The organism is Kluyvera cryocrescens NBRC 102467 (assembly GCF_001571285.1).
Lineage (GTDB): Bacteria > Pseudomonadota > Gammaproteobacteria > Enterobacterales > Enterobacteriaceae > Kluyvera > Kluyvera cryocrescens.
In genome coordinates this window covers 52578-73796 of sequence record NZ_BCTM01000009.1, presented here as the reverse complement: position 1 = coordinate 73796, position 21219 = coordinate 52578, and the positions used below count along the sequence as shown (strand labels likewise).

21 protein-coding genes are annotated in these 21219 nt (G+C 54.5%); 12 read left to right on the top strand and 9 right to left on the bottom strand.

What is annotated here, in order from left to right; all coding sequences use genetic code 11:
- Positions 1 to 27: 27 nt before the first annotated feature.
- The 6 genes from ibaG to mlaF form a co-directional block, all read right to left on the bottom strand.
- The gene (gene ibaG, locus KCR01S_RS07330) at positions 28 to 282 is read right to left on the bottom strand and encodes a BolA family iron metabolism protein IbaG (RefSeq protein WP_052283633.1); all 255 of its coding nucleotides are present in this window, start codon (positions 280 to 282) and stop codon (positions 28 to 30) included.
- A gap of 137 nt (positions 283 to 419) precedes the next feature.
- The gene (gene mlaB, locus KCR01S_RS07325; RefSeq protein WP_061281642.1) at positions 420 to 710 is read right to left on the bottom strand and encodes a lipid asymmetry maintenance protein MlaB; all 291 of its coding nucleotides are present in this window, start codon (positions 708 to 710) and stop codon (positions 420 to 422) included.
- Positions 710 to 1345 (bottom strand): phospholipid-binding protein MlaC, encoded by a 636-nt coding sequence (gene mlaC, locus KCR01S_RS07320; protein ID WP_061281639.1) that lies wholly within the window; start codon positions 1343 to 1345, stop codon positions 710 to 712. The genes mlaB and mlaC overlap by 1 nt, the downstream gene beginning before the upstream one ends.
- Positions 1346 to 1363: 18 nt before the next feature.
- Complete coding sequence (gene mlaD, locus KCR01S_RS07315; protein WP_061281637.1) at positions 1364 to 1918, bottom strand: outer membrane lipid asymmetry maintenance protein MlaD; 555 nt, start codon at positions 1916 to 1918, stop codon at positions 1364 to 1366.
- Positions 1919 to 1922: 4 nt separating this feature from the next.
- Positions 1923 to 2705 (bottom strand): lipid asymmetry maintenance ABC transporter permease subunit MlaE, encoded by a 783-nt coding sequence (mlaE, locus tag KCR01S_RS07310; protein WP_052283629.1) that lies wholly within the window; start codon positions 2703 to 2705, stop codon positions 1923 to 1925.
- A 7-nt stretch (positions 2706 to 2712) separates the two neighbouring features.
- Positions 2713 to 3525 (bottom strand): phospholipid ABC transporter ATP-binding protein MlaF, encoded by an 813-nt coding sequence (mlaF, locus tag KCR01S_RS07305; protein WP_061281635.1) that lies wholly within the window; start codon positions 3523 to 3525, stop codon positions 2713 to 2715.
- 188 nt (positions 3526 to 3713) lie between these two features.
- Between mlaF and KCR01S_RS07300 the strand changes: the two genes are divergently transcribed.
- From KCR01S_RS07300 to npr, 11 genes are read left to right on the top strand one after another with little or no spacing between them, the layout of a single operon-like run.
- Positions 3714 to 4688 (top strand): calcium/sodium antiporter, encoded by a 975-nt coding sequence (locus KCR01S_RS07300; RefSeq protein WP_061281633.1) that lies wholly within the window; start codon positions 3714 to 3716, stop codon positions 4686 to 4688.
- 14 nt (positions 4689 to 4702) lie between these two features.
- Positions 4703 to 5689, top strand: a complete 987-nt coding sequence (gene kdsD / locus KCR01S_RS07295) for an arabinose-5-phosphate isomerase KdsD (protein ID WP_061281632.1) — start codon at positions 4703 to 4705, stop codon at positions 5687 to 5689.
- Positions 5690 to 5704: 15 nt separating this feature from the next.
- The gene (kdsC, locus tag KCR01S_RS07290; RefSeq protein WP_061281630.1) at positions 5705 to 6271 is read left to right on the top strand and encodes a 3-deoxy-manno-octulosonate-8-phosphatase KdsC; all 567 of its coding nucleotides are present in this window, start codon (positions 5705 to 5707) and stop codon (positions 6269 to 6271) included.
- A complete protein-coding gene (lptC, locus tag KCR01S_RS07285) occupies positions 6268 to 6843 on the top strand; it encodes an LPS export ABC transporter periplasmic protein LptC (RefSeq protein WP_061281629.1) in 576 nt (191 codons plus the stop codon). The genes kdsC and lptC overlap by 4 nt, the downstream gene beginning before the upstream one ends.
- Complete coding sequence (gene lptA / locus KCR01S_RS07280; protein WP_061281627.1) at positions 6812 to 7366, top strand: lipopolysaccharide ABC transporter substrate-binding protein LptA; 555 nt, start codon at positions 6812 to 6814, stop codon at positions 7364 to 7366. Before lptC ends, lptA begins: the two co-directional genes overlap by 32 nt.
- A gap of 6 nt (positions 7367 to 7372) precedes the next feature.
- Positions 7373 to 8098, top strand: coding sequence for an LPS export ABC transporter ATP-binding protein (gene lptB, locus KCR01S_RS07275; RefSeq protein WP_035891167.1), 726 nt, complete (start codon positions 7373 to 7375; stop codon positions 8096 to 8098).
- A gap of 44 nt (positions 8099 to 8142) precedes the next feature.
- Positions 8143 to 9576 (top strand): RNA polymerase factor sigma-54, encoded by a 1434-nt coding sequence (gene rpoN, locus KCR01S_RS07270; RefSeq protein WP_061281624.1) that lies wholly within the window; start codon positions 8143 to 8145, stop codon positions 9574 to 9576.
- Between the two features lie 22 nt (positions 9577 to 9598).
- Positions 9599 to 9886: a ribosome hibernation promoting factor gene (gene hpf / locus KCR01S_RS07265; RefSeq protein WP_052283605.1), complete on the top strand. Its 288-nt coding sequence runs from the start codon at positions 9599 to 9601 to the stop codon at positions 9884 to 9886.
- Between the two features lie 57 nt (positions 9887 to 9943).
- Complete coding sequence (ptsN, locus tag KCR01S_RS07260; protein ID WP_061281622.1) at positions 9944 to 10432, top strand: PTS IIA-like nitrogen regulatory protein PtsN; 489 nt, start codon at positions 9944 to 9946, stop codon at positions 10430 to 10432.
- A 33-nt stretch (positions 10433 to 10465) separates the two neighbouring features.
- Positions 10466 to 11320, top strand: coding sequence for an RNase adapter RapZ (gene rapZ / locus KCR01S_RS07255; protein WP_052283607.1), 855 nt, complete (start codon positions 10466 to 10468; stop codon positions 11318 to 11320).
- Positions 11317 to 11589, top strand: coding sequence for a PTS phosphocarrier protein NPr (npr, locus tag KCR01S_RS07250; protein WP_052283608.1), 273 nt, complete (start codon positions 11317 to 11319; stop codon positions 11587 to 11589). The genes rapZ and npr overlap by 4 nt, the downstream gene beginning before the upstream one ends.
- 71 nt (positions 11590 to 11660) lie before the next feature.
- On the opposite strand, the gene mtgA is transcribed toward npr, so the two are convergent.
- From mtgA to mnmL, 3 genes are all read right to left on the bottom strand, one after another.
- Positions 11661 to 12374 (bottom strand): monofunctional biosynthetic peptidoglycan transglycosylase, encoded by a 714-nt coding sequence (gene mtgA / locus KCR01S_RS07245; RefSeq protein WP_373880251.1) that lies wholly within the window; start codon positions 12372 to 12374, stop codon positions 11661 to 11663.
- A gap of 232 nt (positions 12375 to 12606) precedes the next feature.
- Positions 12607 to 14946, bottom strand: a complete 2340-nt coding sequence (gene arcB / locus KCR01S_RS07240; protein WP_061281618.1) for an aerobic respiration two-component sensor histidine kinase ArcB — start codon at positions 14944 to 14946, stop codon at positions 12607 to 12609.
- A gap of 194 nt (positions 14947 to 15140) precedes the next feature.
- A complete protein-coding gene (mnmL, locus tag KCR01S_RS07235; protein WP_112202601.1) occupies positions 15141 to 16067 on the bottom strand; it encodes a tRNA modification radical SAM protein MnmL/YtqA in 927 nt (308 codons plus the stop codon).
- 683 nt (positions 16068 to 16750) lie between these two features.
- Between mnmL and gltB the strand changes: the two genes are divergently transcribed.
- A complete protein-coding gene (gene gltB, locus KCR01S_RS07225; protein ID WP_061281616.1) occupies positions 16751 to 21211 on the top strand; it encodes a glutamate synthase large subunit in 4461 nt (1486 codons plus the stop codon).
- Positions 21212 to 21219 lie beyond the last annotated feature (8 nt).

Here is a 21219-nt window from a genome sequence, read left to right as displayed (position 1 = left end):
GGAAAGTGATTCCACTTTCCCCCTGGCTCAAAAACCGTTGAGTTTGCGATCGCGCGCCCACTCCTGCGGGGTATACGCTTTGATCGACAGGGCATGAATGCGGTTGTCCGCAATGTACTCCATCAGCGGGGCGTAGACAGTCTGCTGCTTCTTAACCCGGCTCATGCCATCAAACATCTCACCCACAACAATCACCTGGAAGTGACTGCCATCACCAGAAACGAGAACTTCCTGAAGGGAGAGTGCATTCATCAGCACGGTCTGAATTTCATTATTTTCCATAGGTTCGCATTTCATTAGAGAGTGAAAACAGCCCCACATCTTAGAGGAAAGTGGCGCAGTCTTAAACAAGCAAAAAGCCCCATCGTTGAGATCGATGGGGCTTTAAGAATATTAGAAGCAATAACGCACTGAAATTTTTAAGGGATCATATCTTCCGGCAGATTATACAACCCTTTCAGCGTGGCCACTTTTTCGCTCACGCCCTCCAGATTCGCCGTACGCCCCTGAGAACGAATCAGCTCAACCAGATGCACCAGCAGCGCCAAACCAGCGGTATCTACGCGGCTCAGACCACTGAGGTCAATAACCGATACACCCTGCGTGGCATCGTTCCTGGCGTCCCATAGGGGCACCAGAAAATCCTGATCCAGTTCACCGTGCAGCGACAGGCGTTCACCCTCGCGCGTCCAGCTTAACTGTTCGGCCATTATTTTTTCTGTTCCAGAGTAATTGGCTGCGCTGAGATAGATTTCAGCTGTGCGGTCAGGCCATCAATCCCCTTGGTGCGCAGCAGATCGCTCCATTCGTTTTGCTTGGTGGTGATCATGCTCACGCCTTCAGCAATCATGTCATAAGCCTGCCAGTTACCCGTCTGGGTATTTTTACGCCACTGGAAGTCCAGGCGTACCGGCGGACGACCATTTGGATCATTGATGGTCACGCGGATAGGTACGATGGTCGCGTCGCCCAGAGCCTGCTCTGGCGCCACCTGATAAGTCTGGCCGTGATACATCGCCAGCGCCTGGCCGTAAGCCTGTTTCAGGTATTCACGGAAGGCAGTGAAGTAAGCTTCACGCTGCGCCGGGGTAGCATCTTTATAGTAACGGCCCAGAACCAGCGCACCGGCATATTTCACCTGAACATACGGCAGCAGTTCCTGATCGACGATATCGCGCAGATAATTCGGGTTGGAACGAATCTTAGGTTGCTCGGTCTTCAGACGGTCGAAGGTTTTCTGTGCCGCTTCGTTCATCAGTTTATAAGGGTTAGTTTGGTCTGCCGCCGTGGCTGCCGTTAATGGGGCAATCACCAGCATAGCGACCATCAAAAAACGTTTAAACATGTCGAGTATCTCCTGAGATTAATTCGTCGTGCCAGTAGCAGGCGCCGCCGTATCAGTATGTCCGTCGGTTGAATCCTTCGCATCGCCTGAATTCTGATTGTCGCTGCCTTTACTGTTGTAAAGGAATTGACCGATCAAGTCTTCGAGCACCATCGCCGACTTGGTGTCCTGAATAGTGCTGCCATCTTTAAGGATAGACGTTCCCAGCTCAGGGTCTTCAAAGCCGACGTTCAGCGCCAGATACTGTTCACCCAGTAAACCGGAGGTCCTGATGGCCAGCGAGCTGGTATCCGGAATATGGTTATAGGTGTCTTCAATATCGATAGCGACGCGCGGCAAGTAGGTCTTCGGGTCGAGGCTGATGTCAGCCACACGCCCAATCACCACGCCGCCGATACGCACCGGAGAACGGCTTTTCAGACCACCGATATTATCGAAGGTGGCGTAAACGCGGTAGGTTGGCTCTGACTTAATTGACGACACATCCGCTGCTTTCAGGCACACAAACAGCGCCGCCAGCAGGGCAACCAACAGAAAAATACCGACCCAGATTTCACTCTTTTTCGTTTGCATTCACTCAATTCCCAAACATCAGTGCCGTCAGCACAAAGTCCAGCCCAAGAACCGCCAGCGACGCATGCACCACGGTACGGGTGGTCGCCCGGCTGATTCCGGCAGAAGTGGGGATCGCATCGTAACCGTTAAATAACGCAATCCATGTCACCGTGATGGCGAAAACAACGCTCTTAATCAGGCAGTTCACCAGATCAAGACGCCAGTCCACCGCATTTTGCATCGCCGACCAGAAGAACCCGGCGTCGATACCTTTCCAGCTTACGCCCACCAGCGAGCCGCCCCAGATGCCCACCGCAACGAAGATAATCGTCAGCAGCGGCAGGGAGATAACGCCAGCCCAGAAGCGAGGAGAGATCACCCGACGCAGCGGATCCACCGCCATCATCTCCATGCTGGAGAGCTGCTCGGTGGCCCGCATCAGACCGATTTCGGCCGTCAGCGCCGAGCCAGCGCGTCCGGCGAAGAGCAGCGCGGCCACTACTGGCCCCAGTTCACGTAGCAGCGACAGTGCGACCAGCATACCGAGACTGGTCTCAGCGCTATAGGTGGTCAGCACCAGATAACCTTGCAGCCCCAATACCATGCCGATAAACACGCCCGACACGATAATGATGACCAATGAGAGTACGCCGACGTTGTACAGTTGGCGAACCAGCAGCGGCGCATGCTTGCGAAACTCTGGCTTACCAACAACGGCATTGAATAACATTAACCCAGCCCGCCCAAACGTCGCGATAGTCTTAATTCCGCGATGTCCAAGCGCTGCCAGTGCATTTAACAACATGAGTCGTTTAGCTCCCTGTGCCGATGAGGTCGCGGCGATAGTCGCCCGCAGGAAAACGGAATGGCACCGGGCCATCGGCGATACCATCGAGGAACTGTCGTACCCGAGGATCGGCATTTTCCTGCAGCGACGCTGCGCTACCGTGAGCAATGATTTTCTGGTCTGCCATGATGTACGCGAAATCCGCAATGCTCAGCACTTCCGGTACATCGTGCGATACCACAATACAGGTGACACCCAGCGCGCTGTTGAGTTCGGAAATCAGCTTAACCAGCACGCCCATGGTGATAGGGTCCTGACCAACAAACGGTTCATCGAACATGATGAGATCCGGCTCCAGCGCAATCGCACGCGCCAACGCCGCGCGCCGCGCCATCCCACCGGATAGCTCTGACGGCATCAGCTTCGCCGCGCCGCGCAGCCCCACGGCTTCGAGCTTCATCATCACCGTGCTTTTCAGCAGCGGAGCCGGTAAATGAGTGTGCTCACGTATCGGGTAGGCAACGTTATCAAACACATTCAGATCGGTGAACAATGCCCCCGACTGAAACAGCATACTCATGCGCTTACGCACGGTATAAAGACGGGAGCGCGACATTTGCGGCACGTTTTCACCGTCAAAGAGGATCTCTCCGCTGTCCGGGGGAATCTGCCCGCCTATCAGGCGCAGCAGCGTGGTCTTGCCAATCCCCGACGGCCCCATTATCGCGGTGATTTTTCCGCGGGGTACCGAAAGCGATATGTTGTCGAAAATAACGCGATTGCCACGCGAAAACGTGACGTCACGCATATCGACCAGATTCGCTAGATTTTGGCTCATAGGCTTACCTTTCCAGGTCCTTAAGTAGGGCAAACTCCTGCTTGCCCCCGCATTCTTACAGAATCCTAACCGCTCTGGTTAACGAAATCTGGCATTTGTTTTACTTTTCCTGCGCATAAAGTCAAAATTAGGAATTCGTTACGTCCAGATGTGCGGACCGACGATTATACCCGAATAAAGGACTTTAGATGCTCTTAGCTACGGCTCTGTTAATTATTGGTTTACTTCTGGTGGTATACAGCGCTGACCGCCTGGTGTATTCCGCGTCAATTCTTTGCCGTGCTCTAGGGATCCCACCGCTGATTATTGGCATGACTATTGTCAGTATAGGCACATCGCTGCCGGAAATAATCGTCTCCGCCGCCGCCGCGCTGCACGGGCAAGTCGATGTTGCCATCGGTACCGGCATCGGATCCAATATCGTCAATATTCTGCTGATCCTCGGACTCACCGCGCTGTTCCACCCGTTTACCGTGCATTCTGATATCCTGCGCCGCGAAATACCGCTAATGTTGGTAGTGAGCCTGCTGGCGGGGTATGTGTTGTATGATGGCGAGCTGTCCCTCCTCGACGGCATTTTTTTAATCATACTGACCGTTCTGTGGCTGTTGTTTATCATTAAAATAGCCCGCCTGGCCGAACGTCAGGGTAATGACAAATTTACGCAGGAGCAGCTGGCCGAGCTGCCGCGCGACGGTTCGCTTCCGGTCGCCTGCTTATGGCTTGGCGTGGCTTTAATCATCATGCCAATGGCAACCCGGATGGTTATCGATAATGCCACCGTGATGGCGAACTATTTCGCCATGAGTGAATTGACTATCGGCCTGACAATCGTCGCACTGGGCACCAGCCTGCCGGAGCTGGCCACCGCGATTGCCGGGGTACGAAAAGGCGAAAATGATATTGCGGTCGGCAATATCATCGGTTCAAATTTCTTTAATATCGCCATCGTGTTGGGGATCCCTGCCCTAATCGCACCAGGAGCGTTTAACCCGCTCGCGTTTAGCCGGGACTATGGCGTGATGGTATTGGTCAGCGTTGTTTTTGCCCTACTGTGCTGGCGCCGCCGTCAGATAGGTCGTCGTGCAGGCTTACTGCTCATCAGCGGGTTTGTTGTATGGCTGGCATTGCTCTACTGGGGCACGCCGCTTTTCATCGAATGAATCGGGATAACACTATGTCGCAAATAGATTTGCAGCCAAATTTCGATTTCCTGCAGGCGGGAAAAGAAGTTCTGGAGATTGAACGGGAAGGGCTGGAACAGCTCGATCAATACATTAATCAGGATTTTACCGACGCCTGCGAGAAGATTTTCTACTGCAGCGGGAAAGTCGTGGTGATGGGGATGGGCAAGTCCGGGCATATCGGCCGCAAAATGGCGGCGACCTTTGCCAGTACCGGGACCTCAGCCTTCTTCGTTCATCCCGGCGAAGCCGCGCATGGGGATTTAGGCATGGTGACGCCGCAAGACGTCGTCATTGCACTGTCCAACTCCGGCGAGTCCAATGAGATTCTGGCGCTGATCCCGGTGTTAAAACGCCTGCGCGTGCCGCTTATCTGCATGACCAGTAAACCCGACAGCAGCATGGGGCGTGCGGCTGATATTCACCTGTGCGTGAAGGTTCCGCGCGAAGCTTGTCCGCTAGGGCTGGCGCCAACCTCCAGCACGACCGCTGCGCTGGTGATGGGCGATGCACTGGCCGTTGCGCTATTGAAAGCCCGTGGTTTTACGGCAGAAGATTTTGCGCTGTCGCACCCCGGCGGCGCACTTGGTCGCAAGCTGCTGCTGCGCGTTAACGATATCATGCATACGGGTGATGAAATTCCGCACGTCAGCATTGACGCTTCGCTGCGCGATGCCCTCCTGGAAATTACCCGCAAAAATCTGGGTATGACCGCCATCTGCGATGACAATATGCAGATTAAAGGCATTTTCACCGACGGTGACCTGCGACGTATTTTCGATAATGGCGTTGACGTCCGCACGTTGGGGATTGCCGACGTGATGACGCCGGGCGGTATTCGCATTCGTCCGGAGATGCTGGCGGTAGACGCCCTGAACCTGATGCAGTCACGTCATATCACCTGCGTACTGGTTGCCGATGGCGACCATCTGCTAGGTGTGATACATATGCACGACCTACTGCGCGCAGGCGTAGTGTAATCAAGGATATAAAGAATGAGTCAAGCTGTTGCCCCGGTAGCCACCTGTTACGGCCCGGTGAGCCCACAATTTATTGCCCAGGCGGAAAAGATTCGCCTGCTGATCCTCGACGTTGATGGGGTGCTCTCGGACGGCCTTATCTACATGGGTAACAACGGCGAAGAGCTGAAAGCCTTCAACGTGCGCGATGGCTATGGAATTCGCTGCGCCCTCACCTCAGGTATCGACGTGGCGATTATTACTGGGCGAAAAGCTAAACTGTTAGAAGACCGCTGTGCAACGCTTGGCATCACCCATCTTTACCAGGGGCAGTCGGATAAGCTCATCGCCTACCGTGAACTGTTGGCGAAGCTGAACCTACAGCCGCATGAAGTCGCCTACGTTGGCGACGACTTGATTGACTGGCCGGTGATGGCCGAAATTGGCTTAAGCGTTGCCGTTGCCGATGCGCACCCGCTGCTGCTGCCGCGCGCAAATTATGTGACGCGTATTGCTGGCGGCCGCGGTGCAGTCCGTGAAGTGTGCGACCTGTTGCTGCTGGCGCAAGGTAAGCTGGACGAAGCCAAAGGGCAATCGATATGAGTAAAACCAGACGTTGGGTTATCATTCTACTCGCCCTGGCGGCGCTGGTCCTTATCGGCCTGAATCTTGCTGATAAAGACGACCCGAGCCAGTTTGCGGTGAACGCCAATGACCCGACCTATCAAAGTGAACATACCGATACCGTGGTATACAGTCCGGAAGGTTCACTCAGCTATCGGTTAATCGCCGAGCACGTGGAGTATTTTTCCGATCAGGGGCTGTCGTGGTTTACCCGTCCGGTGCTCACCACTTTTGACACCAATAAAGTGCCAACCTGGTCGATAAAAGCCGATAAAGCCAAACTGACCAACGATCGCATGCTGTACCTCTACGGGCACGTTGAAATCAACGCGCTGACAGAAGATGCACAACTGCGTAAGATTACGACGGATAATGCCCAGGTGAACCTGATTACTCAGGACGTTGCCTCTGACGACCTCGTGACGTTATACGGAACATCATTTAATTCCAGCGGCCTGAAAATGCGCGGCAATTTACGCAGCAAAACCGCCGAGCTGATTGAAAAGGTTAGAACCTCTTATGAAATTCAGAACAAACAAACTCAGCCTTAAGCTGGCGCTCGCCGGTTCCTTGCTGGCTGCTAGCCTGCCGGCAATGGCGCTCACCGGGGATACCGATCAGCCGATTCATATCGAATCCGATCAGCAGTCGCTGGACATGCAGGGCAACATCGTGACCTTCACCGGTAACGTCGTCGTAACCCAGGGCACGATCAAAATTAATGCCGACAAAGTCGTGGTCACCCGCCCGGCGGATCAAAAAGGCAAAGAAGTGATCGACGGCTACGGTAATCCTGCAACCTTCTATCAGATGCAGGACAACGGCAAACCGGTGAAAGGCCGTGCGTCAAAAATGCATTATGAACTGCAGAATGATTTCGTGGTGCTGACCGGCAACGCCTATCTTGAGCAGTTGGATAGTAATATTAAAGGCGACAAGATTACCTATCTGGTGAAAGAGCAGAAAATGCAGGCGTTTAGCGATAAAGGCAAACGCGTGACCACCGTTCTGGTTCCGTCACAGATTCAGGATAAATCCAAAAGCCAGGCCCCGGCCGAGAAGAAGAGTAACTAATTCGTTATGGCGACATTAACTGCAAAAAACCTGGCGAAGGCCTACAAAGGCCGTCGCGTCGTGGAAGATGTCAGTCTGACCGTGAATTCCGGTGAGATTGTGGGTCTGCTCGGGCCAAACGGCGCGGGTAAAACCACCACCTTCTACATGGTGGTCGGGATCGTTCCGCGCGATGCCGGCAATATTATCATCGACGATGAAGATATCAGCCTGCTGCCGCTGCACGCCCGCGCACGTCGCGGGATCGGCTATCTGCCGCAGGAAGCCTCTATTTTCCGTCGCCTGAGCGTGTACGACAACCTGATGGCGGTGCTGCAGATCCGTGACGATCTGAGCAACGAACAGCGTGAAGATCGCGCGAAAGAGCTGATGGAAGAATTCCACATCGAGCACCTGCGTGACAGCCTGGGCCAGGCACTCTCCGGCGGCGAACGCCGTCGTGTAGAAATTGCCCGTGCGCTGGCGGCCAACCCTAAATTTATCCTTCTGGATGAACCGTTTGCCGGCGTAGACCCCATCTCCGTTATCGATATCAAACGCATTATTGAACACCTGCGCGACAGCGGTCTTGGTGTCCTTATCACCGACCACAACGTACGTGAAACCCTTGCGGTGTGTGAACGCGCCTATATCGTCAGCCAGGGGCATCTGATTGCCCACGGTACACCTCAGGAGATCCTACAAGACGAACATGTTAAACGCGTGTATCTTGGGGAAGACTTCAGACTCTGATAGGGTATGGATAACGACGTTAGCGGGAGAGATTCGATCTGAACATGAAGCAAGGTTTGCAATTAAGGCTCAGCCAACAGCTTGCCATGACGCCGCAGCTACAGCAGGCGATCCGTCTGTTGCAACTGTCGACGCTGGAACTTCAGCAGGAACTCCAGCAGGCGCTGGAAAGTAACCCCCTGCTTGAGCAAACCGATCTTCACGAGGAAGTAGAAACCCAGGAAGCCGCTGATACCGAAACGCTGGACAGCGTGGACGCGCTGGAAAAAGCGGAAATGCCCGAAGAGCTGCCGCTTGACGCCAGCTGGGATGAAATTTACACCGCCGGCACGCCATCAGGCACCGGCGTTGATTATCAGGATGATGAGTTACCGGTCTATCAGGGTGAAACCACCCAGTCCTTACAGGACTATCTGATGTGGCAGGTCGAACTGACGCCGTTTACTGATACCGACCGCGCCATTGCCACGTCGATCGTGGATGCTGTCGATGACACCGGCTATCTCACCGTGACGCTGGAAGATATTCGCGAGGGCATGGGTAACGACGACATCGGCCTTGATGAAGTCGAAGCGGTGCTTAAGCGTATTCAACGTTTCGATCCCGTCGGCGTCGCTGCGAAAGATCTGCGCGACTGCCTGCTGATCCAGCTTTCCCAGTTTGCTCCTGACACCCCGCGAATCACTGAAGCGCGGCTGATCATCGCCGAACACCTCGATCTCCTCGCCAACCACGACTTCCGCTCGCTCATGCGCGTCACGCGGCTGAAAGAAGACGTGCTAAAAGAAGCCGTTGATCTGATTCAATCGCTAGATCCGCGCCCAGGGCAGTCGATCCAAACCGGCGAGCCGGAGTACGTCATCCCGGACGTTCTGGTGCGTAAAGTCAGCGGTCGCTGGATGGTTGAGCTTAATGCTGACAGCATTCCACGTTTGCAGATCAACCAGCATTACGCGGGCATGTGCAATAACGCCCGCAACGATGCCGACAGCCAGTTTATCCGCAGCAATCTGCAGGATGCAAAATGGTTGATTAAAAGCCTTGAGAGCCGTAACGACACGCTTCTGCGCGTCAGCCGCTGCATCGTTGAACAGCAGCAGGCCTTTTTCGATCTCGGCGAAGAACATATGAAACCGATGGTGCTGGCCGATATCGCCCAGACCGTCGAGATGCACGAGTCCACGATTTCGCGTGTCACCACGCAAAAGTATTTGCATAGCCCACGGGGCATTTTTGAGCTTAAGTATTTCTTCTCCAGTCACGTGAGTACCGAAGGCGGTGGCGAAGCCTCTTCCACGGCGATTCGCGCGTTGGTGAAGAAATTAATTGCCGCGGAAAATCCCGCGAAACCACTGAGCGACAGTAAACTGACCACCATGCTCTCTGAACAGGGTATCATGGTGGCACGGCGTACCGTTGCAAAGTACCGAGAGTCTTTATCCATCCCGCCGTCAAACCAGCGTAAACAACTGGTCTGACTCTACTGATAAGGAAGACACTATGCAGCTCAACATCACTGGACACAACGTCGAAATTACCGAAGCGATGCGCGAATTTGTGAATACCAAATTCGTCAAGCTTGAACAGTATTTCGAAAGGATCAATCAGGTCTATATTGTGTTAAAAGTGGAGAAATTGACGCACATCTCGGATGCAACATTGCATGTTAACGGCGGCGAGCTTCACGCCAGCGCGGAAGGGAAAGATATGTACGCCGCCATCGACGGCTTGATCGACAAACTGTCGAGACAGTTGAACAAACACAAAGATAAACTAAAACAACACTGATTGTCCGAGCGATCGCCCGGTATGCCCCCGCATATCGGGCGGTGCTTAGGTGAAATTATGACAAATAATGATTCAGCTCTTCAACTGAGCAATGTCCTTAACCAGGAATGTACCCGCAGTGCCGTGCACTGTCAGAGTAAAAAACGTGCGCTGGAAATCATCAGCGAGCTGGCGGCGAAACAGCTTAGCCTGCCTCCGCAGGTGGTGTTCGAAGCCATCCTGACCCGTGAGAAGATGGGCAGTACCGGCATCGGCAATGGCATCGCGATTCCTCACGGTAAACTGGAAGAGGATACGCTGCGCGCGGTAGGTGTCTTTGTGCAACTGGAAACGCCGATTGCCTTTGACGCTATCGACAATCAGCCCGTTGATTTGCTGTTTGCCCTGCTGGTGCCAGCCGATCAGACGAAAACCCACCTGCACACGCTCTCTTTGGTGGCAAAACGTCTGGCGGATAAAACCATTTGTCGCCGCCTGCGCTCTGCACAGAGCGACGAAGAGCTTTATCAAATCATCACCGATACGGAAACCCACGATGATGAATAATGGACATCACATCGTACTGAGGAGAAACGGTACATGGTACTGATGATCGTCAGCGGCCGCTCTGGCTCGGGAAAGTCTGTTGCCCTGCGCGCGCTGGAAGACATGGGGTTTTACTGCGTCGATAACCTCCCGGTTGTGCTGCTGCCTGAACTGGCGAAAACGCTTGCCGATCGTGAGATTTCGGCGGCAGTCAGCATCGACGTTCGTAACATGCCGGAATCACCGGAAATTTTCGAACGAGCGATGGAAAATCTGCCGGAGAACTTCTCGCCGCAGCTGCTGTTCCTTGATGCTGACCGCAACACGCTGATTCGCCGCTATAGCGACACCCGTCGTTTACACCCGCTTTCGAGCAAGAATCTGTCGCTGGAAAGCGCCATCGATGAAGAAAGCAACCTGCTGGAACCGCTGCGTTCCCGTGCCGATCTTATTGTCGACACCTCCGAAATGTCCGTTCATGAGCTGGCAGAAATGCTGCGTACCCGTCTACTGGGCAAACGCGAGCGCGAGCTGACGATGGTGTTCGAGTCCTTCGGCTTCAAGCACGGTATTCCGATCGATGCCGATTACGTCTTTGATGTGCGCTTCCTGCCCAACCCACACTGGGATCCGAAGCTGCGTCCAATGACCGGGCTCGACAAACCGGTGGCCGCGTTCCTCGACCGCCACACCGAAGTCCACAACTTTATTTACCAGACGCGTAGCTATCTTGAGCTATGGTTACCTATGCTGGAAACCAACAACCGTAGCTATTTAACGGTGGCCATTGGTTGTACCGGCGGTAAGCACCGTTCGGTTTATGTTGCCGAACAGCTGGCTGACTACTTCCGCTCGCGCGGTAAGAACGTACAGTCTCGTCATCGGACGCTGGAAAAACGTAAATCATGACCGTAAAGCAGACCGTTGAAATCACCAATAAGCTGGGCATGCATGCGCGCCCGGCCATGAAACTGTTTGAACTGATGCAGGATTTCGACGCAGAAGTGCTGCTGCGTAATGATGAGGGCACTGAAGCTGAAGCCAACAGCGTGATTGCGCTGCTGATGCTGGACTCCGCCAAAGGACGCCAGATTGAAGTCGAAGCCACCGGTCCCCAGGAAGTGGAAGCGCTGGCGGCAGTCATTGCGCTGTTTAACGCCGGGTTCGACGAAGACTAGTTTGCATGGTGCGCTTGCGCCGCCATTCAACGACAAGCCTGATTGCGCCTCACGCATCAGGCTCATTCAGGCTAATACAGCTTATTCTCCCGCATAAACCCCTCCCCTCCCAACTGCCTCATCTGGCGTAATATCCACGCCTGACGACTGCGCACGTAGCCTGACGGCGCACTGGCTTTGAAACGAATGGGGTTCGGCAGAACGGCGGCTAAAAGTGCGGCTTCCGCCATCGTCATTCTGCTGGCGGGCTTATGAAAGTAACGCTGAGATGCGGCCTCTACGCCAAATACACCGTCGCCAAACTCGGCAATGTTCAGATAGACGGTCAGAATACGCTTCTTGCTCCACACGGTTTCAATACCCAGCGTCAAACCGGCTTCCAGTCCCTTACGAACCCAGCTGCGTCCATCCCACAGAAACAGGTTTTTCGCCGTTTGCTGCGACAGCGTTGAGGCTCCGCGAATTCGGTTTTCGTTACGTTCATTGTGGGCCAGCGCTTTCTCGATAGCAGAGACATCAAAACCCCAGTGATCCGGGAATTTCTGATCTTCCGCGGCAATCACCGCCAGCCCCATCCACGGCGACATCTCATCCATGCTGACCCAATCCGAATGAGCAACGTAGCTAAAGTTTCCCGTTAGCCACGCCCCCACCTGACGTTCAACCATCACTGCGGAAAATGGAACCGGCATAAAACTAAACAACGCAATGCCGCCGCCCCAGAAAAGCACCAGCAGCAACAACAGACGCCCTAACAGACGTTTTAGCCACGCTACTCTTCTCAAAGCCATCTTCCTCACGCTAACCCTCTGACACTGATTAATATTTCTGATTAAGACGCTATGGTTCACACATTTTACTGATTCACGTAACAATCATTTTAAGATTTGCTATCTTATTGAGCGTGCAATCGTAATTCAGGTTGTGTCAAAAAAATCAAAATCATGTCAAGTATCTGACGCAACCACCAGTTCCCTGGTGTTGGCGCAGTATTCGCGCACCCCGGTCAAGCCGGGGTCATTTTTTTCCAGCCGCCGCTACCCAGGCCTTCAGTACCGCGACATCGTGTTGCCACTCAGACTTCATCTCCTCAACCCATTCACCAACATTATCTGACCATGCTGGTAAATCTGGCGATTGGATCTGCTGCCCGAGCTGCTGCAAATGGCGTAAACCAATAGAACCCGCAGCGCCTTTGATTTTATGCCCTTCCTCAACAATACCTTTCTTATCCCGGGCGGTGAGGTTAGATTCCAGCACCGCCAGATAGCCCGGCATCATCTTCTCGAACACGGTCAGACCGTCGGTAATCAGCTTCGGTCCCACCAGTTCGATGTACTGTTCCAGCATCGGAATATCCAGCAGCTGCTGCGATTTACCACTCTCAACAGGGGTCACGGCACTCTCCTCTTCGTCTTCCACGGTATCCCAGAATTTCTTGATCATCGCCGTCAGGGCCGGTACCGAAAGTGGCTTGCTCAGCACGTCATCCATGCCGGCATCCATATACTCTTTTTTATCTTTCAGTACGTTAGCCGTCAGCGCTACCAGCGGTGGCAAATCGTCAGCGTGGTATTTACGCGTCAGCTCGCGGGAAATATCCAGGCCGGTCATGTCCGGTAGCTGGATATCCAGCAGTACCAGGTCATATTCGCCCGGCGTGAACTTCTCCAGCGCTTCTTTGCCAGTCATCGCCACATCCACGCTATTGCCCAGCTTCTCGAGTACCGAACGGGCAACAATCACGTTCAGCTCGATATCTTCCACCAGCAGCACATGCAGCGCAGGCAACGGCATCTCATCTTCTTCAAAAGCGTCTTCCACTTCTTCCGCCACGGCCGGCGCATGCACCGTCAGGGTAAAGACCGAACCGTGCCCCGGTTGGCTGGAAACCTCAATATCGCCGCCCATGCTTTTCGCCAAACGACGCGAAACGGCAAGGCCAATCCCGGTACCGGTGGCCGGTTTACCCCCCTGGCTGTCTTTCACCTGGTAATACATGGCGAATATTTTATCCTGCTCTTCTTGCGGAATACCGATACCGGAATCCTCAACCTCAAAGTGCAGCATATCGCCCGCATCGTAGCGCACGCGAACTACCACGTTGCCCTGCTGGGTGAACTTCACGGCATTGCTGATCAGATTCCACAGGATCTGGCGTAGACGGGTCCCATCGGTGATCACTTTATGCGGCAGCGGCAACGTCGGCTCCATCACGAAGCGTAGCCCTTTCTGCTGCGCCTGCAGGCCGGAGAGGTTTTCCAGGTCGGCCAGGAAGCCGGTAAAGTCAACGGGCTGGTTATCCAGCTGCACTTTACGCCGTTCCATTTTGTCCATATCGATAATATCGTTGAAGATATTACCCAGCGTCACCGCCGAAACGTGGATGGTTTTCAGGTATTTCTCCTGCTCGGCGGTCAAATGCGTGTCGAGCAGAATACGGCTCAGCCCAACGATACCGTTCAACGGCGTACGCAGTTCATGGCTGATGGTAGAAATGAACGTCGTTTTGTCGCGGCTGGCGCGTTCCAGCGCATCCTGATAGCGCTTACGTTCGGTGATATCACGGCCAAAGCCCATGAGACCGTGGCGTTTACCCACGCGGTCGTAGTACGGCACTTTGCGGATCTCAAAACAGGCTTTACGCCCGTCCGGATAATCAAGCCACTGTTCGTAGGTCAGCGAGACATTGTGACGGAAAACTTTCTCATCGGTTTCAATCACTTTAGCCGCCGCCTCCGGGGTGTAAACCTCTTCAGGGTGCAGGTGAATCAGCTGTTTCTCGCTTTTGCCGGTCAACAGTTCCATGGCGCGGTTACAGCCGGAAAACTCTTTATCTTCATTACGATAGAAAACCAAATCCGGTGAAGCATCAAGGAAAGAGCGCAGGAAGGAGGACTGTTGTTCGAGGCGGATCTGCGTCTCTTCGCGCTCCTGCATCTCGACCTTCAGCTGTTCCAGCGTGACCTGACGTTCAGCCTCGGCTTTTTCACGATCGCTAATTTCCTGATTGAGCTGTGAAATATTGTCCTTAAGCTGGACGTTCAGCTTCAGGTCGCGCTCGCGCATCTCTTCCAGCTTCTCGACCAGGCGGGACAATCGCTGTCGCGACTCCTCAAGCTGCTCCACAACGACCGAAAGGAAATAGACCGCCCACGGGGTGATCAGCAGGCCAAAGAAGATGGAGCGAATAACGTCAATGCTTTCAACCTGACCATGCAGCACCATGGTCACCGCCATTTGTACGACGATGGCCAATACCACCAGCGCCAGCGCCAGCAGCAGGGAAAAACGTACCAGACCCAACTTCATCATCAGGTCGACGTAATACTGCGCCAGCATACGGATTTGCTTCATGAGGAGTTCCTTAACAACGACATCGCTCAATAATACCCAATTCTGGGCGCGGCGCGGTAGGTTGTACGAAAAATGCGAGGATTATCTGTGAAATGGGTTAAAAGCAGGGAATGAGGGCGACGGTCTGGTGCTGGCCTACCGCACCGGGAAAACCCGGTGCTAATGATGGGGCGACATCAACACCCCAAAAAGCCTCAAGTGGGCTGTACCCACGGCGTACCCAATGCCGATCCCTGCACGCCGTGCTCATTGAGGTACTTATCCAGCTCGACCATCCCAGTCCAGCGATTTTCACACCACAGCGGTGCCAGCAGCGTTGGGCGACGAGCGCTGGCGGAGATACGGTGATATATCACCTCCGGCGGCGTATGGCGAATCATCTCACCGGCGGTGATCGTATAATCGTCCAGTTCGATTCCATTCAAACGCCCGGCTTGCCAGGCCTTCGCCATAATGCTGCCAGTCACGATATGCAGCGGATGCAGTTTAATACCGTCGACGCCTGTCTCCACCACCTGTTTAAGCGTCTCCAGACACTCTCCCTGCCCTTCACCCGGCAGACCGACAATAAGATGGCTGCACACCTTCAGACCGCGCTCACGCGCCAGACGTGTGGTTTGCTGGTAACAGGCGAAATCATGGCCGCGATTAATACGATGCAGAGTTTTATCATGCGCAGTTTGCAGGCCCAGCTCCAGCCATACCTCGTAGCCCTGCTCATGGTATTCGCTGAGCAGGTCGAGCACAGCTTCTGGCACGCAGTCCGGGCGCGTCCCCACGCACAAGCCAACGATATTGGCCTGGCTGACCGCCTGTTGATACATCGAACGCAGCACCTGCACTTCGGCAAAGGTACTGGTATAAGCCTGGAAATAGGCCAGATAGCGTTTGGCGCGGTTCACCAACTGCGCCTGATGCGCCAGTTGGTCAGCGATCGATTTGTGCTGCTGCGCTTCATCAGCGAAAGAGGCCACGTTACAGAATGTGCAGCCCCCGCGCCCGATGGTGCCATCGCGGTTTGGGCAGCTAAATCCACCATGCAGCGTCAGTTTATGAACCTTTTCGCCATATCGACGCGTAAGATCGCCACCAAACATATTGACTAATTTTTGTAACTGCATAATCTGATAGACCGGCCTGAAGAAAGGGGCCAAGCCTGCCATTTTTAGTCTCGATCGGCGATGACCTGGATCAATCGCCATGAAGACCGCTTACCTCATTGCATAACAACTCAAAATAACTGCAATTTCATTCATAAGTAATGAGATTATTTTTGCTTATATCTGCCGACAAATTTGCAATAATCCGCGCGTCGTTGAAAAACAGAGTGATCCTATATCCCCACACTCAATGCCAGCATTAAATTCTGCTTATCAGATAAAAAACAGCGTATAACGATTATCGCAGCGCTTTCATATAGTGAGACAGATCACACTCGCTCAGCCCCTCCATTCCGTCTGACGCGAGAAAAAATAGCCACATTCCCCTTTTTAATCATTCAGTTAACTAACCCATAGCACATTTTTGTATAAATAAGATTGCCATTTGACCTATGTATCGATTCCCGATAACTTGGAAATCCGCTGGAAGCTTTCTGGATGAGCAGTCTGCTCATCATATTTATGCAGTAATTGAGATTCCCTCTTAAGCAAGTCCTCAAACTTGTGTGACCTACGCGAAAAGGATAAAAGAGGGCGAATGCGAGGTAGGCAAAGAATGCCATACCCCGTCGCCATGCTCTTGCTGTGCCTTGCGCGCAATCGATTAAGAGGGTCTCCCGTAGAGCCTGGGGAGGTTCACTGATATGTTGTACGATAAATCCCTTGAGAGGGATAACTGTGGTTTCGGCCTGATCGCCCACATAGAAGGCGAACCTAGCCACAAGGTAGTGCGTACCGCTATACACGCACTGGCCCGCATGCAGCACCGTGGGGCAATCCTCGCTGATGGTAAAACCGGCGATGGTTGTGGTCTGCTGCTGCAAAAACCTGACCGTTTCTTTCGCATCGTCGCCGAAGAGCGCGGCTGGCGCTTAGCGAAAAACTATGCCGTCGGGATGCTGTTCCTTAATAAGGATCCTGAACTGGCCGCCGCTGCCCGTCATATTGTAGAAGAAGAGCTGCAGCGCGAAACGCTGTCTATTGTCGGCTGGCGCGATGTGCCAACCAATGAGGGCGTGTTGGGTGAAATCGCCCTCTCCTCTCTGCCACGTATTGAGCAGATTTTTGTGAACGCCCCTGCTGGCTGGCGTCCACGTGATATGGAACGCCGCCTGTTTATTGCGCGTCGTCGTATCGAAAAACGCCTCCAGGAAGATAAAGACTTCTACGTTTGTAGCCTGTCGAACCTGGTCAATATCTATAAAGGTCTGTGTATGCCGGCGGATTTGCCGCGCTTCTACCTGGATCTTGCGGATCTGCGTCTGGAATCCGCCATCTGCCTGTTCCACCAGCGCTTCTCCACCAATACCGTACCTCGCTGGCCGCTGGCACAGCCGTTCCGCTATCTGGCGCACAACGGTGAAATCAACACGATTACCGGTAACCGTCAGTGGGCGCGCGCCCGTACCTATAAATTCCAGACCCCGCTGATCCCCGATCTGCATGATGCTGCGCCGTTCGTCAATGAAACCGGCTCTGACTCCAGCTCCATGGATAACATGCTGGAACTGCTGCTGGCTGGCGGTATGGACATCATTCGCGCCATGCGTTTACTGGTACCACCGGCCTGGCAGAACAACCCGGATATGGATCCGGATCTGCGCTCCTTCTTTGACTTTAACTCCATGCACATGGAGCCGTGGGATGGTCCGGCAGGTATCGTTATGTCTGACGGTCGCTATGCGGCCTGTAACCTTGACCGTAACGGCCTGCGCCCGGCGCGCTACGTTATCACCAAAGATAAGCTCATCACCTGCGCCTCTGAAGTCGGCATCTGGGACTACCAGCCCGATGAAGTGGTCGAAAAAGGCCGCGTAGGCCCGGGCGAGCTGATGGTTATCGACACCCGTTCTGGCCGTATTCTGCATTCAGCGGAAACCGATGACGATCTGAAAAGCCGCCATCCGTACAAAGAGTGGATGGAGAAAAACGTTCGCCGTCTGGTGCCGTTTGAAGATCTGCCGAACGAAGAGGTCGGCAGCCGCGAGCTGGACGACGATACGCTCGCCAGCTACCAGAAACAGTTTAACTACAGCGCCGAAGAGCTGGATTCCGTCATCCGCGTGCTCGGCGAAAACGGCCAGGAAGCCGTTGGCTCAATGGGGGATGATACCCCGTTTGCCGTGCTTTCCAGCCAGCCGCGCATTATTTATGACTACTTCCGCCAGCAGTTTGCGCAGGTCACTAACCCGCCAATCGATCCGCTGCGTGAAGCTCACGTCATGTCGCTGGCCACCAGCATCGGCCGTGAAATGAACGTCTTCTGCGAAGCGGAAGGCCAGGCGCACCGTCTGAGCTTCAAATCACCGATTCTGCTGTACTCCGATTTCAATCAGCTCACCACGATGAAGGAAGAGCACTACCGCGCTGACACGCTGGATATCACCTTTGATGTGACCGAAACCAGCCTGGAAGAGACGGTAAAAGCGCTGTGCGATAAAGCCGAACAGATGGTCCGTGATGGCACCGTTCTGCTTGTGCTCTCCGACCGTAACATCGCGAAAAATCGTCTGCCGGTGCCGGCACCAATGGCGGTAGGCGCGGTTCAGGCGCGTCTGGTAGATAAGAGCCTGCGCTGCGATGCCAACATTATTGTTGAAACCGCAAGCGCCCGCGATCCGCACCACTTTGCGGTACTGCTCGGCTTTGGCGCAACGGCGATTTATCCATACCTGGCCTACGAGACCCTGGGGCGTCTGATTGACACCCACGCTATCGAAAAAGATTACCGCACGGTGATGCTGAACTACCGTAACGGCATCAATAAAGGTCTGTACAAGATCATGTCCAAAATGGGCATCTCGACTATCGCCTCTTACCGCTGTTCCAAACTGTTTGAAGCGGTTGGCTTGCATGACGACGTCGTCAGCCACTGCTTCCAGGGCGTGGTTAGCCGTATCGGCGGCGCATCGTTCGATGACTTCCAGCAGGATCTGCTGAACCTGTCGAAACGTGCCTGGCTGGCGCGTAAACCACTGGATCAGGGCGGCCTGCTGAAGTACGTCCACGGCGGCGAATACCACGCTTACAATCCGGACGTGGTGCGCACGCTGCAACAGGCGGTTCAGAGCGGCGAATACAGCGATTATCAGGAATACGCCAAACTGGTTAACGAACGCTCAGCGGCGACGCTGCGTGATTTGCTGGCGATTGCCCCGAACGGCGATACCGTTGATCTGGCTGACGTTGAGCCGGCCAGCTCGCTGTTCAAGCGTTTCGATACGGCAGCGATGTCTATCGGTGCGCTGAGCCCGGAAGCGCATGAAGCGCTGGCGGAAGCGATGAACAGCATCGGCGGCAACTCTAACTCCGGCGAAGGCGGCGAAGACCCGGCGCGCTACGGCACCAACAAAGTGTCGCGCATCAAGCAGGTGGCTTCCGGCCGTTTCGGCGTGACGCCGGCGTATCTGGTCAATGCCGACGTCATTCAGATTAAAGTTGCTCAGGGTGCAAAACCTGGCGAAGGCGGTCAGCTGCCAGGGGATAAAGTCACCCCATACATCGCCAAACTGCGTTATTCGGTACCGGGCGTGACGCTGATCTCCCCACCGCCGCACCACGATATTTACTCTATCGAGGACTTAGCGCAGCTGATTTTCGATTTAAAACAGGTCAACCCGAAGGCGATGATCTCCGTGAAGCTGGTTTCCGAACCGGGCGTCGGCACCATCGCCACCGGTGTGGCCAAAGCCTATGCGGACCTGATCACCATCGCCGGTTATGACGGCGGCACCGGGGCAAGCCCACTTTCTTCAGTGAAATATGCCGGCTGTCCGTGGGAGCTGGGCCTCGTAGAAACCCAACAGGCGCTGGTCGCAAACGGTCTGCGTCACAAGATCCGTCTGCAGGTTGATGGCGGCCTGAAAACCGGCGTGGATATCATCAAAGCGGCAATTCTGGGCGCAGAAAGCTTCGGCTTCGGCACCGGCCCAATGGTCGCGCTGGGCTGTAAATACCTGCGTATTTGTCACCTCAACAACTGCGCAACGGGTGTAGCAACCCAGGACGAAAAACTGCGTAAGAACCACTATCACGGCCTGCCGTTCAAAGTGACCAACTACTTTGAATTTATCGCTCGTGAAGTCCGTGAGCTGATGGCAAGCCTGGGCGTGACTCGTCTGGTGGATCTGATTGGCCGTACCGACCTGCTCAAAGAGCTGGAAGGCTTCACCGCCAAGCAGCAGAAACTGGAGCTGTCTCGTCTGCTGGAAACCGCTGAGCCGCATCCGGGTAAGGCGCTGTTCTGCACCGAGAACAACCCGCCGTTTGATAACGGCGTGCTGAACGCACAGCTGTTGCAGCAGGCGAAACCGTTTGTCGATGAACGCCAGAGCAAAACCTTCTGGTTCGATATTCGCAACACCGACCGTTCCGTTGGCGCATCGCTGTCTGGCTATATTGCACAGACGCACGGCGACCAGGGGCTGGCATCAGACCCGATTAAAGCGCACTTCAGCGGTACCGCGGGCCAGAGCTTCGGCGTGTGGAACGCCGGCGGCGTTGAGCTGTACCTGACCGGCGATGCCAACGACTATGTCGGTAAAGGCATGGCGGGCGGCCTGTTGGCCATTCGTCCTCCGGTGGGTTCTGCCTTCCGCAGCCACGAAGCGAGCATTATCGGTAACACCTGTCTGTACGGCGCGACCGGTGGTCGTCTGTACGCAGCGGGCCGTGCGGGCGAACGTTTCGGCGTACGTAACTCCGGCGCGATCACCGTCGTCGAAGGTATCGGCGATAACGGTTGTGAATACATGACCGGTGGCATCGTCTGTATCCTCGGTAAAACGGGCGTTAACTTCGGCGCCGGTATGACGGGCGGCTTCGCTTACGTACTGGACGAAGACGGTGATTTCCGCAAACGCGTGAACCCGGAACTGGTTGAAGTGCTGGGCGTCGAAACCCTGGCGATTCACGAAGAGCATCTGCGCGGTCTGATCACCGAGCACGTGCAGTTGACCGGTTCATCACGTGGGGAAGAGATCCTGGCGAACTGGCCGGCGTTCTCCGCGAAATTCGCGCTGGTTAAACCGAAATCCAGTGATGTGAAAGCACTGTTGGGTCACCGTAGTCGTAGCGCAGCAGAGCTGCGTGTGCAGGCGCAGTAAGGGGTCAT

Bases quoted from the DNA above. Each gene is read 5' to 3' on its own strand.
- ibaG (WP_052283633.1), bottom strand. From the start codon at position 282: ATGGAAAATAATGAAATTCAGACCGTGCTGATGAATGCACTCTCCCTT.
- mlaB (WP_061281642.1), bottom strand. From the start codon at position 710: ATGGCCGAACAGTTAAGCTGGACGCGCGAGGGTGAACGCCTGTCGCTG.
- mlaC (WP_061281639.1), bottom strand. From the start codon at position 1,345: ATGTTTAAACGTTTTTTGATGGTCGCTATGCTGGTGATTGCCCCATTA.
- mlaD (WP_061281637.1), bottom strand. From the start codon at position 1,918: ATGCAAACGAAAAAGAGTGAAATCTGGGTCGGTATTTTTCTGTTGGTT.
- mlaE (WP_052283629.1), bottom strand. From the start codon at position 2,705: ATGTTGTTAAATGCACTGGCAGCGCTTGGACATCGCGGAATTAAGACT.
- mlaF (WP_061281635.1), bottom strand. From the start codon at position 3,525: ATGAGCCAAAATCTAGCGAATCTGGTCGATATGCGTGACGTCACGTTT.
- KCR01S_RS07300 (WP_061281633.1), top strand. From the start codon at position 3,714: ATGCTCTTAGCTACGGCTCTGTTAATTATTGGTTTACTTCTGGTGGTA.
- kdsD (WP_061281632.1), top strand. From the start codon at position 4,703: ATGTCGCAAATAGATTTGCAGCCAAATTTCGATTTCCTGCAGGCGGGA.
- kdsC (WP_061281630.1), top strand. From the start codon at position 5,705: ATGAGTCAAGCTGTTGCCCCGGTAGCCACCTGTTACGGCCCGGTGAGC.
- lptC (WP_061281629.1), top strand. From the start codon at position 6,268: ATGAGTAAAACCAGACGTTGGGTTATCATTCTACTCGCCCTGGCGGCG.
- lptA (WP_061281627.1), top strand. From the start codon at position 6,812: ATGAAATTCAGAACAAACAAACTCAGCCTTAAGCTGGCGCTCGCCGGT.
- lptB (WP_035891167.1), top strand. From the start codon at position 7,373: ATGGCGACATTAACTGCAAAAAACCTGGCGAAGGCCTACAAAGGCCGT.
- rpoN (WP_061281624.1), top strand. From the start codon at position 8,143: ATGAAGCAAGGTTTGCAATTAAGGCTCAGCCAACAGCTTGCCATGACG.
- hpf (WP_052283605.1), top strand. From the start codon at position 9,599: ATGCAGCTCAACATCACTGGACACAACGTCGAAATTACCGAAGCGATG.
- ptsN (WP_061281622.1), top strand. From the start codon at position 9,944: ATGACAAATAATGATTCAGCTCTTCAACTGAGCAATGTCCTTAACCAG.
- rapZ (WP_052283607.1), top strand. From the start codon at position 10,466: ATGGTACTGATGATCGTCAGCGGCCGCTCTGGCTCGGGAAAGTCTGTT.
- npr (WP_052283608.1), top strand. From the start codon at position 11,317: ATGACCGTAAAGCAGACCGTTGAAATCACCAATAAGCTGGGCATGCAT.
- arcB (WP_061281618.1), bottom strand. From the start codon at position 14,946: ATGAAGCAAATCCGTATGCTGGCGCAGTATTACGTCGACCTGATGATG.
- mnmL (WP_112202601.1), bottom strand. From the start codon at position 16,067: ATGCAGTTACAAAAATTAGTCAATATGTTTGGTGGCGATCTTACGCGT.
- gltB (WP_061281616.1), top strand. From the start codon at position 16,751: ATGTTGTACGATAAATCCCTTGAGAGGGATAACTGTGGTTTCGGCCTG.